General features: G+C 61.1%; 14 protein-coding genes and 1 pseudogene. 12 read left to right on the top strand and 3 right to left on the bottom strand.

The window, feature by feature from the left end:
* Nucleotides 1–163 precede the first annotated feature (163 nt).
* Complete coding sequence (locus MF410_RS25540) at nt 164–1,207, bottom strand: LacI family DNA-binding transcriptional regulator (protein WP_239620619.1); 1,044 nt, start codon at nt 1,205–1,207, stop codon at nt 164–166.
* A gap of 314 nt (nt 1,208–1,521) precedes the next feature.
* Between MF410_RS25540 and MF410_RS25545 the strand changes: the two genes are divergently transcribed.
* From MF410_RS25545 to MF410_RS25580, 8 genes and pseudogenes are all read left to right on the top strand, one after another.
* Nucleotides 1,522–2,487, top strand: a complete 966-nt coding sequence (locus tag MF410_RS25545) for a substrate-binding domain-containing protein (protein ID WP_222148546.1) — start codon at nt 1,522–1,524, stop codon at nt 2,485–2,487.
* A 98-nt stretch (nt 2,488–2,585) separates the two neighbouring features.
* A complete protein-coding gene (locus tag MF410_RS25550) occupies nt 2,586–2,768 on the top strand; it encodes a hypothetical protein (protein WP_239620622.1) in 183 nt (60 codons plus the stop codon).
* 59 nt (nt 2,769–2,827) lie between these two features.
* On the top strand, nt 2,828–3,637 hold the full coding sequence (locus MF410_RS25555; RefSeq protein WP_239620624.1) for an ABC transporter permease: 810 nt from the start codon (nt 2,828–2,830) through the stop codon (nt 3,635–3,637).
* 10 nt (nt 3,638–3,647) lie between these two features.
* Nucleotides 3,648–4,472 carry an ATP-binding cassette domain-containing protein gene (locus tag MF410_RS25560; RefSeq protein ID WP_239620626.1) on the top strand — a complete coding sequence of 275 codons (825 nt, stop codon included), beginning with the start codon at nt 3,648–3,650 and terminating at the stop codon, nt 4,470–4,472.
* A gap of 93 nt (nt 4,473–4,565) precedes the next feature.
* A pseudogene (locus MF410_RS25565) lies at nt 4,566–5,568 on the top strand (Gfo/Idh/MocA family oxidoreductase).
* Entirely contained in the window at nt 5,565–6,524 is a 960-nt protein-coding gene (locus tag MF410_RS25570) for a sugar phosphate isomerase/epimerase (protein WP_131710827.1), read from the top strand. The pseudogene MF410_RS25565 and the gene MF410_RS25570 overlap by 4 nt, the downstream one beginning before the upstream one ends.
* A 417-nt stretch (nt 6,525–6,941) precedes the next feature.
* The gene (locus tag MF410_RS25575; protein WP_183778154.1) at nt 6,942–7,763 is read left to right on the top strand and encodes a DUF1206 domain-containing protein; all 822 of its coding nucleotides are present in this window, start codon (nt 6,942–6,944) and stop codon (nt 7,761–7,763) included.
* A 199-nt stretch (nt 7,764–7,962) separates the two neighbouring features.
* A complete protein-coding gene (locus tag MF410_RS25580; RefSeq protein WP_239620629.1) occupies nt 7,963–10,287 on the top strand; it encodes an EAL domain-containing protein in 2,325 nt (774 codons plus the stop codon).
* Nucleotides 10,288–10,327: 40 nt separating this feature from the next.
* Here the strand turns inward: MF410_RS25580 and MF410_RS25585 are convergent, their stop codons facing one another.
* Both MF410_RS25585 and MF410_RS25590 read right to left on the bottom strand, forming a co-directional pair.
* Nucleotides 10,328–11,050, bottom strand: a complete 723-nt coding sequence (locus MF410_RS25585) for a response regulator transcription factor (RefSeq protein WP_183778158.1) — start codon at nt 11,048–11,050, stop codon at nt 10,328–10,330.
* Nucleotides 11,051–11,063: 13 nt separating this feature from the next.
* Nucleotides 11,064–12,302, bottom strand: coding sequence for a sensor histidine kinase (locus tag MF410_RS25590; protein WP_183778160.1), 1,239 nt, complete (start codon nt 12,300–12,302; stop codon nt 11,064–11,066).
* 279 nt (nt 12,303–12,581) lie between these two features.
* Here MF410_RS25590 and MF410_RS25595 point away from each other — a divergent pair, with 279 nt between their 5' ends.
* The 4 genes from MF410_RS25595 (at nt 12,582) to MF410_RS25610 (ending at nt 17,010) form a co-directional block, all read left to right on the top strand.
* Nucleotides 12,582–13,598: an ABC transporter substrate-binding protein gene (locus MF410_RS25595; RefSeq protein WP_183778162.1), complete on the top strand. Its 1,017-nt coding sequence runs from the start codon at nt 12,582–12,584 to the stop codon at nt 13,596–13,598.
* Between the two features lie 72 nt (nt 13,599–13,670).
* Nucleotides 13,671–15,122 (top strand): sugar ABC transporter ATP-binding protein, encoded by a 1,452-nt coding sequence (locus tag MF410_RS25600; protein ID WP_183778164.1) that lies wholly within the window; start codon nt 13,671–13,673, stop codon nt 15,120–15,122.
* Complete coding sequence (locus tag MF410_RS25605; RefSeq protein WP_183778166.1) at nt 15,119–16,066, top strand: ABC transporter permease; 948 nt, start codon at nt 15,119–15,121, stop codon at nt 16,064–16,066. The genes MF410_RS25600 and MF410_RS25605 overlap by 4 nt, the downstream gene beginning before the upstream one ends.
* Nucleotides 16,063–17,010, top strand: a complete 948-nt coding sequence (locus MF410_RS25610) for an ABC transporter permease (protein WP_183778168.1) — start codon at nt 16,063–16,065, stop codon at nt 17,008–17,010. The genes MF410_RS25605 and MF410_RS25610 overlap by 4 nt, the downstream gene beginning before the upstream one ends.

Raw genomic sequence — 17,010 nt, forward strand, 5'->3', positions numbered from 1 at the left:
CCCCAGTCATCTTCAAAATAACGAAATAAGAAGTGCCCTCTGTCGAAAGAGGCAGTTCACAAGCGGAGAACGGCGATCACGTTGGCGCAAGGGTTTTGAGCAGGATGATTAATCCTCGTCGGTGACCTGCTCCATCCACTCGTCGCCGCGCCGTTTTGAAGGATCAGATGCATTCTGGACCGTACATGTCAAAGCCAAAAGTCACCCTGAATACGCCGGCATCAGGGCCAGCGGTCTTGACCTTCATCAATGTGGCGATCGTTTCGGAACCGAAGCGTTCAATCGGATGGGAGATCAGCAATGAGAATGTCCCATCGATCAGCGCGGCACGAGTGTCTTCGAAGAGTTCGTAGCCAACGACGACAAAGTCATCACGTTTTGGCGTCGCTCGAAGTGCCGCGATTGCTCCCGTGACACCTCCGCCCGAGATGTATAGCCCGCACATGTCAGGGTGTTCAGTTAGAAGCTTTTCGACATGTTCCCTGGCTACAACGGCAGATTCATAAGTTGGCAGTGGCTCAAGCAACGTGAAGCCGGAATTATGTTCACGAAAGTAGGACCGAAATCCACTTTCGTTCATTTCCTGATTGCGCAGGCGATGGCTTCCCACGAGAATGCCAATCTTACCTGGAACACGGACCATCCTGTCAAAGGCCCATGCGGCAGTCCGGCCTACCTTCCAGTTATCAAGACCAACGAAACTGATGTTTCCTTTTGCCGTCAGTGGACCGATCAGGGAGACAACCGGGACTCCCTGTTCAAGCACGCTGTCAATGGCATCGGCTACAATCGGATGCTGCGGAGCCACAATAGCGATTGCCTCGCATCTGCTCCCCAAGGAGAGGATGTGCGTTGCCACCTTCTCCGGTGTCAAATCTTCGAGAAACTCCAGTGTCAGCTCGATACCGCCACCGGGATATGTCTGTGCGGCTTGAGTGATCGCTTCGCCCAGCAGCCGATAGAAAGTGCGTTCCTTGCGCTGCAGGAGCACACCGAGCCGGTGTGCCATCTGCGGAGCCTTGATGGCATGCTTGATGGTCCCTAGCCCGTAAAATCCGATCTCTTCAGCGGCGGCCAGTACCCGTGTTCGGGTATGCTCGCGAACAAACTCGGGTTCGTAGAGAACGCGGTTGACTGTTGACACAGACACTCCAGCAGCCTTTGCAAGGTCTGCAATCGTTGGCCTTTTCATATCAAGAAATTCCATTCTCTCTTGGGGCGAATCTCAAAAAGTCTCAAGATGTCGTCATTTCGGTATGATATGAGACGAATTCGTGAGTGGATATTAATCCGCGTTGACATGAAAGATGTCAACAATGCATTCAATAAGCGCTGATTGGGCTTGGCCGTTTTCGAGCGTCAGCACTTTGGGGGAGGCCCATCGCACAATTTGAATGAGGAGGCTTAACGCAACTGCGTTGGGATCGCGGATCTGTGCGCGCCTGCCGGGATCGGCCGAACGGCCAAAAAACAAATGTCGAGACTGCAGAAATGCGGCTTTAACCTGAGGAGGAATTCGACATGTCGTTCACCAAGAAAATCGCTACCGCCGCTATGGCATTCATGCTGGCTTCCAGCGCGCATGCCGGAGACACCGATATTGCCGTCATCGTAGGCTCTGCTCAGGACGGCTTCTGGAACATGGTCAAGAAGGGCGTTGACGATGCGTCGCTGATGGTCAAGGCCAATGGCGGAACCGTCAACTTCATGCAGACCCAGAATTACGACAACTTCGGTCCGGACCTCGCATCGCTGATCGAACAGGCCGTTGCACAGGGTGCCAAGGGTATTGCTATTCCGAATTGGCTGCCGGAATCCGAAACTCCGGCGCTTAAGGCCGCGCGTGACAAGGGCGTCGTCATTATTTCCTTCAACGCTGGCCAGAGCGAAATGGATAACTATGGTGCTCTGAACTACTTCGGTTCGGACGAATATCTGGCAGGCGTAGAGGGCGGCAAGTATCTCGCTTCTCATGGTGCCAAGAAAATCCTCTGCCACATCCAGAACCCGGGTGCGGTAAACCTTGAAACCCGATGCAAGGGCGTTCAGGACGGCGCCAAGAAGGCTGGTGCGGAGACCTTCATCCTTCGCGTCCCCGCGAACCTGGACCAGGACATGAACGGTACTTCTGAGGCCATCAAGTCGGAATTGATTGCCGATCCGTCCATCGACGCTGTGATCACGCTTGCGGCATGGGCCTCCGATGCTGCTGCCAGTTCCATCGAACAGCAGGACAAGACGGGCAAGATTCAGCTCGGCACCTTCGACATGTCGGCATCGGTCCTCGACCGTATCTCGAAAGGCACTCAGACCTTCGCAATCGACCAGCAACCCTATCTCCAGGGTTTCCTAGCAACCTCGATGCTGTTCGCGAACCTGAAGTTCGGCACGGCTATCGCAACGAAGCCGGTCCTGACCGGCCCGGCGATCGTCGACAAGTCTAACGTGGTCTCGGCGATCGAAGGCGTGAAGCTCGGCGCACGCTGATCGGCTCCAAGGATGGGGACCCGGTACCAGTTGCCGGGCCCTTTCAACTCTGAACTCTTCACCGAGTTCGCGCTGTTTATATGAGGATCGAGACGCAAATGACCGAAACCATCTCCAACAAGCTCCATGTCCAGAACCAAAGCACTGCAGGATCGCGTACTTCTTCGTTCAAGGCCTTCTTCCGCAGCCCGGCGGCGGGTGCTTTCATGGGTTTTGTGGCCGTCTTCATTCTTTTTCGGTGTTCGGATACAGCCGCAATTTTCTCTCCATCCCTGGCGTGACGACCTGGGTTAACTTCGCGTCGCTCGTAGGGATGATAGCGATTCCCGTGGGGTTCCTTATGATTGCAGGCGAACTGGACATTTCGACTGGTGCAGTCCTGCCTGCAGCAACCATGACGGTGGCCATCATTTGCGAACACTACAAAATGCCGGTCATTGTGGGCATTGCAGCTGCCTTGGCCATCGGAGCCCTTATTGGCTTTATCAATGGCTATATCGTCACGCGAACGCGGGTACCTTCGTTCATTGTGACATTGGCGACACTTTTCGCCGTCGCGGGTCTAACCCTTTATCTGTCGATTTTCTTCATCAACAACACGAACTCATTCTACCATGCGCCGGATTGGGCAAAATCGCTCTTCGGCGGAAAGGTCTATGGATTCAATTCCTCCGCATTCTGGTGGGCCGGACTGATCGCGGCCTTTGCCTTCTTTCTCCACTATTCGCCGAAGGGCAGCTGGGTTTTTGCACTCGGCGGTGACCAGGAAAGCGCCAGGAACGCTGGTATCCCCGTTGCCTGGATGAAGATCGCGCTCTTCATGCTGTGTTCTACCTCCGCAGCATTCGCGGGTGTGCTCCAAGTGATGACCTTCAGTTCCGCCACGTCTCAGGCGAACTTCGGACTTATTTTCAATACGATCATCTCGGTCGTCGTGGGCGGGGTTCTGCTCACGGGAGGATTTGGAACCGTGATGGGCATCGTTTTCGGCGTGCTCACGCTTTCCATCGTCACTCAGGCCATCGGCTTTACCGATATCGACCGTAACCTGTCCTTCCTCATTATCGGTGTCATGCTCCTGATCGCCGTTCTACTCAACGACACCTTCCGTCATCTGGCTACAAGCTGGTCGGCGTCCAAGAAAAAGTAAGGGGGCGAGCATGTCCGACAAGAAAACCGTTCTCGAACTGCGAAATGTCGACAGGTCATTCGGACATATCGACGTCCTCAATGACATCAGCCTGAAAGTTGGCAAGGGCGAGGTACTTTGCCTATTGGGTGACAATGGGGCGGGCAAAAGCACACTCATCAAGACCCTTTCCGGGGTCTATCAGCCCACCCGAGGCGAAATCCTGATGGACGGTCAACCTACCGTCTTTTCCAGCCCCCGCGACGCACAAGAGCGTGGTATCGCGACCGTTCACCAATTCGGTGGCACCTACCCGCTGATGTCCATCGGCCGCAACTTCTTCATGGGATCGGAACCGACGAAGGGATGGGGGCCGTTCAAGATTTTCGACCGCCAGAAAGCCAATCGGGTGGCGGTCGAAGAAGTGCGGAAAATGGGAATAACACGCATTACCGACGGGGACCGACTGGTAGGTGGTCTCTCCGGCGGTGAGCGCCAGTCCCTGGCTATTGCCCGCGCCGTCTATTTCGGCGCCCGCGTGCTGATCCTCGATGAGCCGACGGCGGCATTGGGCGTCAAGCAGGCCGCGCATGTGCTTCGCATCGTCAACGAAGCCAAGCGCCGGGAACTCGCCGTGATCTTCATTACCCACCAAGTGATGCATGCCATGGCCGTCGGCGATCATTTTGCCGTTCTGATCCGTGGCGCAATTGCCGCCGACTTCCGCAAGGGTGAGAAGACCAGAGAGCAGATTGCAGACCTCATGGCGGGTGGGGAGTCCATGGCCAATCTCGAAGCCTCCATTGAAGGCTATATGGAAACTCATGATGGGCATCCCCCACTGCCTGCCCATTGAGGAGATGGATGCCATAGGCCACGACATGCATTTGAAATCTAATGACATGCAGCAGTTGGCAACAGCGCTGACTGAGAGGAAGGAGTTTGTCCAATGTTGCGAATAGCAGTCATTGGTGCGGGGCTCATGGGAGCCGACCACGCAAAGATCGTAACCGAGGAAATGCCGGGGGCTACGCTTCAGGTGGTTTGCGACATGGATGTGGGCCGAGCCCGCAAGATGGCCGAAGCCCATGGAGCTTGTGGATGCCGCGAGTGACCCGGTGGCTGTGATTGCGCGGGCCGACGTCGATGCGGTCATCGTCGCCAGCCCGGATTTTACCCATGCGCCCCTGTCGCTGGCCTGCATCCGGGCTGGGAAGAAGGTGCTCTGCGAAAAGCCGCTTTCGCAGTCTTCGAAGGAGTGCCTCGAGGTCATGCAGGCCGAACAGGCTGCAGGCCAGAAGTTCGTCCAGCTTGGTTTTATGCGCCGCTTCGATCAGTCCTACGTGGAGATGAAGGCTGCCCTTGCGGATGGCACGCTCGGCCGGGCGCTGATAATGCACAACTTCCACCGCAATGTCGAAACTCCTGCCTCCGATTTCACCGGTGCGATGGCGATCACCAATTCCGCCCCGCATGAATTCGATATCGTGCGCCATGTGCTCGGCACGGCATACGCCTCGATCTCGGCCTTTCAGCCGAAGCGCACGGATGCGCTGGTCGCGCCGGTCATGATGGTGCTCGAAACCACCGACGGCCAGCTGGTCAACATCGAGGTCAACAACAACGCCGCCTATGGCTATGACGTTCGCGCTGAACTTGTCGGTGAGAAGGCAAGCATAGCCATGAACCAAGTGGCCTATACCCGCCTTGATCGGGCGCGCGGCCAGCATGTCGGCTATGACGCCGACTGGCGCGGCCGCTATTTCGATGCCTATCGCCGCCAGAACCGTGCCTTCCTGCGCTTTGTAGAGACCGGCAATTTCCCGGACATCGCCTCCTCCGCATGGGATGGCTATGCGGCCGCGATTGTCGCCGAAGCAGGGGTGATTGCCCTCAGCGAGGGCTGCAAGCAGCCCGTATCCATGATCCAAAAGCCGGAGTTCTATGCATGAAGCTGGGTTTCGTATCCGACAGCCTCGGTGGGCTGTCATTCACTGAAGTGCTGGACAATGCGGCCCGCATGGGCGTGTCGGGCGTCGAGGTAAACACCTGCGGTTGGTCGACAGCCCCGCATTTCATCCTCAAGAACACCCTGGGCAACAGGGCGGCACAGCAGGAATTCTTACAGGCCTTCGCTGATCGTGGACTGGAAGTGATCAGTCTCAATGCGAACGGCAATCCGCTGCATCCGACCGATCCGGCGCAAGGCGAGGGGCTGAAGAACACCATCCGCGCCGCTGGCGAAATGGGCATCAGGACGGTCTGCACCATGTCGGGCCTGCCTGCAGGCAATCCGACCGATACCATGCCGAACTGGGTGGTCTCCTCCTGGCCCCCGGAAACGCAGGCGATCCTGAAATACCAATGGGAGGAAAAGCTCTTCCCGTTCTGGACCGAAATCGTTGCCTTGGCGAAGGAATGCGGGGTCGAGAAGATCGCGCTCGAACTCCACGGCAACCAATGCGTCTACAACGTGCCCTCGCTGCTCAAGCTACGAAACGAGGTGGGCCCCATCGTTGGCGCGAACCTCGATCCCTCGCATCTCTTCTGGATGGGAGCCGATCCGCTGCTCGCGGCAGAAGCACTCGGCGAGGCCATCTATCATGTCCATGCCAAGGATACCTTCCTGAACGCACCGAAGCAGGCCGTTACCAGCCTGCTCGAAAACGGTAGCCTGACCGACATTCCATCGCGCTCCTGGTCCTATATCACGCTCGGCTTCGGCCATGGGGAGGAATGGTGGCGGCAGTTCTGCTATAGGCTGAAGATGGGCGGTTATGATGGCTGGCTCTCCATCGAGCATGAAGATGTGCTCCTGAACTCGCTCGAAGGGTTGGAAAAATCCGTGGCCCTGCTCAAGGGCGTCATGCCGATCGCACCGGCCGACTTCAAACTTCAGGACATCTGAAATGAGCTTTCAACTCGCAGCCCGTGCGGGAATGCTATGGCAGGACAAGCCTATCCACTGACGTGTGCAACGCGTCTGAGCGACATGGGCTATTCCTGACCTGACTGCTTGGAAACCTTCGCCAAGGGCGATCCGGAATGCGTGCTCGCGGCCTTTCGCAAGGCATTCACCTCCATCGATTTCGAGCCACAGGCAATCTAACGCCGGCCAAGTTCGGAACGCGAGCACGAAACTTTGCGGAAACAGGACATTCCAACTTTGCGGCTCCACACAAATGTGGCGTAATCTGTCTTATGGAACCAGCTTTATGGAACTGGTCCCTGGTAGCCACCACGCCCCCCGTTGCGAACCCTTTCAGCAAACTTTCGGAAGGCTGGCGCGTTAATCTCGCGCGGTGGCGACGGAGAGGAAATGCTGATGAGCAAAGGCTTTCGATTTGATGTGCTCGCCAAGGGCGGCTATACGGCGCGGGGTGTCGTTTTCCTGCTGATAGCCGGGCTCGCGCTCTTCTCCGGCGTCGCCGGCGGCCGGCCGGAAACGAAGTCGGCGCTCTCGACGCTGCTGGCGCAGCCGTTCGGTCGGATCTGGGTCGGAATGATCGGTCTTGGACTTCTGGGATTTGTCGCCTGGAGGCTGGCCCAGTCCTTGGCGGATAGCGACGGCCACGGCCGGGACGGAAAGGCTTTGGCGATCCGGGCGGCACTGCTTGGCAGCGCCATCACCTATCTCGGGCTTGCCGGATATGCACTTGGTCGTGCCATCTTCCTCGGTGGAGGGAGCGAAGGCTCGGGTGAAAAGGGGTTGGCTGGATGGATCATGTCGCAGCCGTTCGGATCCTACCTTGCGATCGCGGTTGGGGCTGGCTTTGTCATCGGCGGCATCGTGACGGTCGCAAAGGGCATCACCCGGAAGTTCGAGCGGTACGTGAAGATACCGGACAGCAAGGGTATCGTGACCTTGATATGCGTTTACGGTCTCGTCGCCCGTGGCATAGTGTTTGCGATCACCGGGATACTGTTCGCCTATGCCGGCTTCCGGGTGGATCCGCAACAGGCCGGCAGCATGGGCGACGCCCTGGAATGGGTCCGCCAGCTTCCGTTCGGATCCTTCCTCTACATCGCCGTCGCCGCCGGATTGGCAGCCTTCGGAATATACAACCTTGTCGAGGCACGGTACCGCGTCATTTCCAACCCGTCATTGGCAGGCGCCAGGCGTTCGATCCCGCTGGCGGGCTCCTGATACGCTTTGCCAGAAGCCGGCTTTCTTCGGTTGAAGCAGCAGAACTGCGGTCGCGGCCGCCTCCATCCGCGGTTTGTCGAGCGATATTTTATTTCGTCTTTTCGTTGTGGTTTTTCCCTGGATAACTGGCATTTTAACGAAGCCCGTATGATTTCGTTAGGCCCGCTTTGGCACCCTCCCCGCACCTTCGGGAGATGCCATGTTCACTGTGCTTTCATGTATCGCCGACCAGCATGACTGGACGTTGCTTTTCGTCGCCCTGTCGATCTGCTGCTTCGGCAGCCTGACGGCGGTTTTCATGCTGACACGTGCGCAGGAATGCGTGCGGCAGCATCACCACTCCTGGCTCATCGCCGCTGCCGTCGTTCTCGGCGCCAGCACCTGGGCAACCCATTTTATCGCGATGCTGGCCTATGCCGGTCCGGTGCCGATCGGCTACGACGGTCCCCTGATCATTCTGTCGATCATCGCCGCCGTCGTACTGTTTGCAGTGGCGGTTGAAATCGCTTTGATGGAAGGCGGCCAGCTTGTCCAGGCATCCGGCGGGGTCCTGTTCGGCGTTGCGATTGCGGCAATGCATTTCGTGGGGTTGCTCGCCATCACGCCGTTCAGCATGGTTTCGCTTGTCCCGGACAAATCGATCGTCGCCTGTGCGTTGGCAATCGGCTTCGGCATCGTTGCGGTTGCGGCCCTGCGGCACAGCGCCAGCAGGCGTTTTCATATTTTCGCCGGCGCGGCCTGCATCGTCCTGGCGATCTGCAGCCTCCACACCGTGTCGATGAGCGGGGTCCAGATTACCCCTTCCGCCGAGCCCGTGCATGCCGATCTCTCCTCCGTCGATCGGATCGCCATCGCCATCGCCGTCTCGGTCATCTCCACCTTGATCCTGCTCGGAGCGGCCGCAGCGCTGTTCCTCGATCGTCATTTGACCGATCTGCGCGGGCTGGCGAATGCCTCGTTCGAGGGGCTTGTCATCGCCCAGGAGAAGGTCGTCATCGATCTTAACGAGAAATTCGCTGCGATGGCCGGTAAGGCAGCCGCGTTTCTGAAAGGGCAACCGGTCGAGGCGGTGCTTGCGATCGAAAGGCGCCTCGGCATCGACACTTGCCAGGGAGCGGTGTTGCGCGACGGCCAGGACATGATTCCGGTCGAGATCCTGGCTCGAACGATCGAATATCGCGGGCGCGAGTGCCAGGTGATTGCCGTACGCGATCTGACGGAGCGCCATGAGGCGAGCCGCAGGATCGAGCATATGGCGCGCCACGACCCACTGACCGGTCTGGCGAACCGCCGCGAGTTCGACCGGCGTTTCGAAATGGCGATCGCCGGCGCTGCCGAAACCCCAAGCGGCCTGGCGCTGTTTGCCCTCGATCTCGACCGTTTCAAACTCGTCAACGACACATTCGGCCACGCCGCGGGGGACGCGGTTCTGCAGCGTGTCGCCCAGGTCTTGGTCCGGACTTTGCCGGCCGATGTTACGATCGCCCGCATGGGAGGAGACGAATTCAGCATCATCCTGGAAAACGCGTCCCGCCAACAGACGGAAGCGTTGTCGGCCGATCTGCAGCACGCCTTCGCGCAGGAGTTCGCAGATCTCGCCACCTCTTCGGGATTCGGTGCCAGCATCGGCATTGCGTTGTACCCGGAGCATGGCGTCACCGATCGGCGCCTGCGAAACAACGCCGATATGGCTCTCTACCGGGCCAAGAGCGGCGGCCGCGGCAGAGCCTGCACATTCGAGGCGGCGATGGACATTGAACTGCACGCCAAGCGGCAGCTCGAGCACGATCTGCGGCACGCAGTCGCCAAAGGAGAGCTGTTCCTGGTCTATCAGAGGATCGTCGACACCTCCTCGCAAGAACCGTGCGGCTACGAGGCGCTGTTGCGCTGGCGCCATGCAAGCCGAGGCGTCCTTGCACCGGCGGATTTCATCGCTGCCGCCGAAGAAACCGGCTGCATCATTCCCATCGGGATCTGGGTTCTGGAAGAAGCCTGCAGCGAGGCAGCGTCGTGGAAGGCCCCGCTGACGATCGCGGTCAACATCTCGCCGGTTCAGTTCCTGATGCCGAACCTGGTGGAGCAGTTCTCGCAAATTCTTGCGAAAACCGGGCTGCAGCCGGACCGCCTGGAGCTCGAGATCACCGAGACGGCGCTGTTCCGCGATCGGGCCGCCGTGCTTTCCACGCTTGGTCAACTGCGGGCGATGGGAATCCGGGTAGTGCTGGACGACTTCGGGACCGGTTATTCCTCGCTCGCCCATCTGCGGGATTTTCCGTTCGACAAGCTGAAGATCGACAGACGTTTCCTTGCCGGCATCGGCGTCGATCCCACCATCAGGGCACTGTTCGAGAATGTCATCGAGATGGCGTCGACGCTCAACCTGCCGGTGATTGCCGAAGGGGTCGAGACGCAGGAACAGCTTTCGATACTTCATGCAAGCCAGCCGGCGCAGATGCAGGGCTTCCTGTTCGGCAAGCCTGAGGCCGCGCCAAGCAGCCGGGCGCCGTTGAAAGCGATCGCCTGACCCGCCTGGGCAGAATTGTGGGTTTTCCAGCCGCTCCGGACTACTTTCCGTCGAGCCATTCTTGCAGTTCCGCCTCTGCCCGCTCCAGTGCGCTGTAGTTCAAGAGCTTGCGCAGGAAAGCCACGGTGACGGCGCGGGCGCGGAGATTGAAGCGGCCGTCCTCGTGATCGTCACCGGCGCTCTGGTAGACGTCGAGCTTGTCGTAGAGCTGCTGCAGGCGGTTCTGCACGCTGCGCAGCGACAGGCCCCGGCGTTTGGCGATCGCCCTGTCCGTCAGGCCGAGCGCGATATCGACGAGGACCTCGTATTCGGAATCGGTAAAACCGTTGGTCTGGCCGAGACTTTTCTGCTGCAGGCCGCGCACCTCGCGGTCGATGACGCACTGGCTCTCGATGAAGATCGAGCGCAGCGCCAGCTTCAGCCGCTCGTCCGAGGCGGATTTCAGCACATAGCCATAGGCGGCGCCATCCGGCACGATGCGCGAGACGCCGCGCACATAGGCCTCGTCGGAATAATTCGACCAGAACAGGATGCGGGTCTCGGGCCGCTCCTTCCAGATGGTGCGCGCCGCCTCGATGCCATTGCGGCTCGCCATTTGCAGGTCCATGACGATATGCGCCGACTTGTGGTCGCGGGCGAGCTTCTCGCCGACCGTTCCGTTCTCGGCCTCGATCACCGTGTCGCATTCCGGCAGGGCGGCGTTGACCGCCTCGTGCAGGTAGGAGCGGTGCAGCGGGTCGTCCTCGACGATCAGAACCTTCATTGCGCGTTTCTCCTCAGTCCGGCCCGCTTGCCGGGTTGTGCGGGGTCAGCGGCAGCACGACGCGCACCACGGTCCCGCGATTGTTGTGGCCGGGCCCGGTGGTGAAGCGCGCCGAGATCAGCCGCGCACGGGTCTTCATATTGTCGATGCCGCCGCCGATCCGTCCCCGCGCCTTGGCAAGCCCCGTTCCGTCGTCGAAAATTTCGATCGACAGCCGTTCCTCATCGGCCTCGAGCCGCACCGTCACGGCGAGGGGCGCGGCATGGCGCACCGCATTGTTGATCGCCTCCTGCGCGATCCGGAACAGCGCGACGCTGACGGTCGGTTCCAGCCGCTCCAATGCGCCGTGCGTTTCGTCGACCAGACCCCATTCGATGGCCGATCCCGTGTCGCGGGTCGAGCGGTCGAGATGATGCTCGATTGCCTGCGCGAGACCGAAGAGCTGGAGCACAGATGGTTTTGCCTGTTCGATGATTTGCCGCAGATCCTGCATGCAATGCTGCAGCGAACGCGAGACCGGCTCCAGCGCCTCCGGTGTCACCTCGCCGTTGCGCGACAGCCGATCGATCCGGCGGGCGAGCCGCGTCAGGTCGGCAAGCGTCTGGTCGTGCAGGTCCATGCCGATCCGCTGGCGTTCCTGCTCCAGCGCCTCGGTCAGCTTCAGCGCGCCCTGCCGCAGCCCCTCCTCGCGGGCGCGGGCCTCGGCCTCGACGATCGCCGAGCGTTGCGCCTGTTCGGCAGCCTGCAGCGCGAAGAAATAGGGCGTCAGCAGGTCGGCGATGATGCGGGCGCGTTCGATATCCTCCATCGTATAGACACCAGCCGTTCGCGATGAACAGGAGAGCGCCGCGATGATCGTGCCCTGCACCTTCATCGGCACATGCAGACGGCTTCTCAGCGACTCCTCGACGATCGGCCGCTTGAACGCACCCTCGAAATGGAAACGCGGGTCCGTCATGGCGTCTTCCGCCAGCAGAAAGTCCACCTCGCCCCAGAGCAGCGAACGGATCGGGCTGTTGACCACCGGCGCGCCGGCAAGATCGCCCCAGGCGGTTTCGATGCCCGTCTCGTAGGCCGTGTGGTAGTTGCCGCCCTCCAAGAGCACGCAGACATCGAGGTGGTCGTGCGGGATGATATGGGCGACCTCGGCCGCAACCGAACGGATGGCCGAGCGGAAGTCGAGCTGGCCCGCGAGCAGCCGGGAAATACCGAGATAGTGGTCGAACATCGCTGCGGGTGTGAGATGCAGCATTGTGATTCCTCCCCGAGACGGCACAGGCTCCTCAACCCGCCGCGATCCCTTCGCAGTAAGCGCCCGCGGAAGCGCCGCCGTCTTGCGTAAACCCGCAGCTAATTGCGCAAAACCCGCAAACGACTTGCTGCCTTGCCCCTGTACAGGCCGGTCGATCTCCCGCATCCTGCCCTTACTGAGAGGAGGAAGCTCAGTGCAAGAACAATTTTCACTCGGCCCCGATTGGGCAGGCAGGAGTGAAGCGATCCGCCGACCGGCGCGATCATCAGGGAGGAAGACATGACAATCCGCAAGATGCTTTTGGCATCGGCCGCTATTGCTTGCGCCGCGATGCCCGTTTCTGCCTTTGCCGACACGTCGGCCAAGAAAATCGCTCTTTCCAACAACTATGCCGGCAACTCATGGCGCCAGGCCATGCTGACGAGCTGGGGCAAGGTGACGGGCGAGGCCGTCAAGGCCGGCACCGTTGCCGCAGCCGACCCTTTCACCACCGCCGAGAACCAGGCAACGGAACAGGCCGCGCAGATCCAGAACATGATCCTGCAGGGTTATGACGCAATCGTGCTCAACGCCGCCTCGCCGACGGCGCTGAACGGCGCGGTCAAGGAAGCCTGCGACGCCGGCATCACCGTGGTGTCCTTCGACGGCATCGTCACCGAACCTTGCGCCTGGCGCATCGCCGTCAACTTCAAGGAAATGGGCCGCAGCGAAGTGGAGTACCTGTCGCAGAAACTCCCGCAGGGCGGCAACCTGCTCGAGATCCGCGGTCTTGCTGGTGTCTTCGTCGATGACGAGATCTCGGCCGGCATTCACGACGGCGTCAAGCAGTACCCGCAGTTCAAGGTCGTCGGCTCCGTTCACGGAGACTGGGCGCAGGACGTGGCGCAGAAGGCGGTTGCCGGCATCCTGCCGAGCCTGCCCGACATCGTCGGCGTGGTGACGCAGGGCGGCGACGGTTATGGCGCCGCGCAGGCGATTGCGGCGACCGACCGGAAGATGCCGACCATCATCATGGGCAACCGCGAAGACGAACTGAAGTGGTGGAAGGAGCAGAAGGACGGCAAGGGCTACGAGACCATGTCCGTGTCGATCGCGCCCGGCGTCTCCACGCTCGCCTTCTGGGTCGCTCAGCAGATCCTCGACGGCAAGGAAGTCAAGAAGGACCTCGTCGTGCCCTTCCTGCGCATCGACCAGGACAATCTCGAAACCAACCTCGCCAATACCCAGGCCGGCGGCGTCGCCAACGTGGAATACACGCAGGCAGACGCAATCAAGGTCATCGAGTCGGCAAAGTAACTCTCCCGGCGACTGCCGCGCGGCCGCACATGGCCGCGCGACATTCTTTGTGAAGCGGATCTGGCGGGCAGGATGAATGAGGTTTTGAAGGCGGTGATCGCCGTCGATGACGCCAAGGTGAGCTTCGGCGCGGTCAAGGCGCTCGACGGCGTCACGCTCCGCGTCATGCCGGGCGAATGCGTCGGGCTCGTCGGCCACAATGGCGCCGGCAAATCGACGATTGTCAGCGTGATCAACGGCGGTCTCACCCCGCACGAAGGAAGCGTTGCGAGCGACGGCGAACGGCTGGAACGCTATGGCATCAATGCCGCGCGTGCCCGCGGCGTGCGCTGCGTCTTCCAGGAGCTTTCGCTCTGCCCCAACCTTTCCATCGTCGAGAACACGCGCATCATGCATCGCCATCTCGGTGGCTTCGGCTGGCGGCGGCGCGCCGCAAAAATCATCGAGACGAGCCTCGACGCCGTCTTTCCCGGCCACGGCATCGACAGCGGCCGGGCCGTGGGCGATCTGTCGATTGCCGAGCGGCAGATGGTCGAGATTTCAATGGCCTTTTCCAACGCCGGCGTGGCGCCGCGCCTGGTGATCCTCGACGAGCCGACCTCGTCGCTCGACGCAAGCCTTGCCCGCCAGATGCTCGATCATGTCCGCCGCTTCGTCGCCGCCGGCGGCTCGGTCATCTTCATCTCGCATATCCTGCACGAGATCCTCGAAACCTCCGACCGCATCGTCGTCATGAAGGACGGCCGCGTCGTTGCCGAGCGTCCGGCGCCGGGCTTCGACCATCATGGTCTCGTCGAAGCGATGGGGACCGTTGCGAAGGAGGAGACCGCGCAGCGCTCGACGCGCGAACAATCCACCGCTCCGCTCATTCTGTCCCATCAGACGAAAGGCCTTCCCTTCACGGCGCTGAAGGGTGAGATCATCGCACTGGCGGGACTGGCCGGCCACGGGCAGACCGAATTGCTGCTCGCCCTGCATGCCGCCCAGTCCGGCAACTGGCTGCCCGAGCGCGATCCGCTCGTCACCTTCGTCGCCGGCGACCGCCGCCTCAATGGCGTCTTCGAACTCTGGAGCATCCTGCGCAACTTCTCCATCGCCTCGCTCGGTGACCTTACCCGGCACGGCCTTATCCTCGCCGATGAAGAGCAGACGAAGGGCGTCGATTGGAAGCGGCGGATCGAGATCCGCACACCCGATATGGCCAACCGCATCCTGTCGCTTTCCGGCGGCAACCAGCAGAAGGTGCTGTTTGCCCGCGCGCTGGCGACGCGCGCGCCTGTCGTCCTGATGGACGATCCGATGCGCGGCGTCGATGTCGGAACCAAGCAGGAGGTCTACGCGATCATCCGCGAGGAAGCGGCGCACGGCCGCACCTTCATCTGGTACTCCACTGAGATGGACGAGGTCCGCCTCTGCGACCGCGTCTATGTCTTCCGCGAAGGCCGCATCACCGCCGAACTCGCCGGCGACGCCGTCAACGAGACGAATATCATCGCCGCTTCCTTCGAAGGGGTCGCCGCATGACGTTCCGGATTTCGTCCGACGCCTTGCGTCTTACCATCCCCGCTCTGTCGCTGACGCTGCTGCTTGCCGCCGTCTTCTGGCTGCAGCCGCGCGCCATGAGCTATGTCGGGCTCAACCTGCTGTTCAACCTGGCTGTGCCCATCGCGCTTGCGACAATCGCCCAGATGCTGGTGATGGCGGTCAACGATCTCGATCTGTCGATGGGCACCTTCGTCAGCTTCGTCGCCTGCGTCACCGCGACCTTTCTCCGCGATGCCCCGGCGGTCGGCATCCTGATCCTTGCCGGCGCAATCGCCATCTATGCGGGCCTTGGCGTCGTCATCCATCTGCGCAACCTGCCCTCCATCGTCGTGACCCTCGGCATGAGCTTTGTCTGGGGCGGCCTTGCCGTGCTGCTGCTGCCGGCACCGGGCGGCCAGGCGCCGGATTGGGTACGCTGGCTTATGACCGTCAAGCCGCCGCTGGCGCCGATGGCGATCGTCGCCAGCATCGCCATCGCCGCCGTCGCCCATCTCCTCGTCATGCGCTCTTCGCTCGGCGTGCTGATCCGCGGCATCGGCGGCAACCAGCGCTCGGTCGAGCGCGCCGGCTGGTCGATCGTCGCTGCACGCGCCGGCGCCTACGGCCTTGCCGGCCTGTTCGCGGTGCTTGCTGGCATCGCCCTCGTCGGCCTGACGACCTCGGCCGATGCCAATATCGCGCTGCGCTACACGCTGCTGTCGATTGCCGGCGTGATCCTCGGCGGCGGCGAGTTCATCGGCGGCCGCGTCTCCCCTGTCGGCGCCGTCATCGGCGCGCTGACCCTGACGCTCGCCGGCTCGTTCCTGTCCTTCCTGCGCATCTCGCCGGACTGGCAGATCGGGGCGCAAGGCGCGATCCTGATCGTCGTGCTCGCACTTCGCCTGATGCTCAACCGCCTGGAGAAGCGGGAGAAACGCCGATGACCCCGCTGTTCGGTCTGTTCGGCAAACCCTGGATATGGTCGTGGCTTGCCGCCTTCACCGTCTGGTTCCTGACGATCATGGTGACACTCGGCGCCAGCACGCTTGGTCTGTCGCAGGCAGCCCTCACCTTCGCCGCCTTCTCGGTCATCGTCGGCATCGGCCAGATGTTCGTCATCACGCTGGGCCCCGGCAACATCGACCTCTCGGTTCCCGCCACCATGACGCTGGCCGGCACGGTGGCGCTGAAGCTGATGAATGTCGAAAACGGCATGATCCTGCCCGGTCTTCTCATTGCCATCGTCCTCGGCCTTGTTGTCGGCCTCGGCAATTATGCGCTGATCAAGGTCCTGCGCATTCCGCCGATCATCGCCACGCTGTCGATGAGCTTCATCGTCCAGTCCGCGGCGATCTGGACGAACCGCGGATTGCGCATCAAGCCTCCGACCATGCTGGCGGAGTTCACCACGTTGAACACGCTCGGTGTGCCGAATGTGGCGATCGTAGCACTCCTCATCTCGCTGCTTGCCTGGTTCCTGCTCGAAAAGACGATCTACGGGCGCTGGATCTCGGCGATCGGCCAGAGCATGCCGGCGGCGCGCATGGCCGGCATACCGGTCGACGGCACGCGCTTCGTCACCTACCTGTTCTGCGCCGTGCTTGCCGCGGTCGCGGGCTATCTGCTCGCCTGTTTCTCCGGCGGCGCGGCGCTCAACATGGGCTCCGAATATCTCTTGATGTCGATCGCCGTCGTCGTGATCGGCGGCACCGCCGTCGCCGGCGGCGATTCCAACGTGCCGGGCATCTGGGGCGCATCGCTCTTCATGTTCCTGGTCGTCTCCATGCTCAACACCTACGGGGTCGGCGCGGGCATCCGCCTCATCATGACCGGCCTCATCATCATCAGCGTCATCATGCTCGCCGGCGGCCGCCGGGCCGGCATGTGA

This window comes from Rhizobium sp. C104 (assembly GCF_022354505.1).
Taxonomy (GTDB): Bacteria; Pseudomonadota; Alphaproteobacteria; order Rhizobiales; family Rhizobiaceae; genus Rhizobium; species Rhizobium redzepovicii.

Bases quoted from the DNA above. Each gene is read 5' to 3' on its own strand.
- MF410_RS25595 (WP_183778162.1), top strand. From the start codon at position 12,582: ATGACAATCCGCAAGATGCTTTTGGCATCGGCCGCTATTGCTTGCGCC.
- MF410_RS25570 (WP_131710827.1), top strand. From the start codon at position 5,565: ATGAAGCTGGGTTTCGTATCCGACAGCCTCGGTGGGCTGTCATTCACT.
- MF410_RS25540 (WP_239620619.1), bottom strand. From the start codon at position 1,207: ATGGAATTTCTTGATATGAAAAGGCCAACGATTGCAGACCTTGCAAAG.
- MF410_RS25600 (WP_183778164.1), top strand. From the start codon at position 13,671: ATGAATGAGGTTTTGAAGGCGGTGATCGCCGTCGATGACGCCAAGGTG.
- MF410_RS25605 (WP_183778166.1), top strand. From the start codon at position 15,119: ATGACGTTCCGGATTTCGTCCGACGCCTTGCGTCTTACCATCCCCGCT.
- MF410_RS25580 (WP_239620629.1), top strand. From the start codon at position 7,963: ATGTTCACTGTGCTTTCATGTATCGCCGACCAGCATGACTGGACGTTG.
- MF410_RS25545 (WP_222148546.1), top strand. From the start codon at position 1,522: ATGTCGTTCACCAAGAAAATCGCTACCGCCGCTATGGCATTCATGCTG.
- MF410_RS25555 (WP_239620624.1), top strand. From the start codon at position 2,828: ATGATTGCAGGCGAACTGGACATTTCGACTGGTGCAGTCCTGCCTGCA.
- MF410_RS25590 (WP_183778160.1), bottom strand. From the start codon at position 12,302: ATGCTGCATCTCACACCCGCAGCGATGTTCGACCACTATCTCGGTATT.
- MF410_RS25575 (WP_183778154.1), top strand. From the start codon at position 6,942: ATGAGCAAAGGCTTTCGATTTGATGTGCTCGCCAAGGGCGGCTATACG.
- MF410_RS25610 (WP_183778168.1), top strand. From the start codon at position 16,063: ATGACCCCGCTGTTCGGTCTGTTCGGCAAACCCTGGATATGGTCGTGG.
- MF410_RS25585 (WP_183778158.1), bottom strand. From the start codon at position 11,050: ATGAAGGTTCTGATCGTCGAGGACGACCCGCTGCACCGCTCCTACCTG.
- MF410_RS25560 (WP_239620626.1), top strand. From the start codon at position 3,648: ATGTCCGACAAGAAAACCGTTCTCGAACTGCGAAATGTCGACAGGTCA.
- MF410_RS25550 (WP_239620622.1), top strand. From the start codon at position 2,586: ATGACCGAAACCATCTCCAACAAGCTCCATGTCCAGAACCAAAGCACT.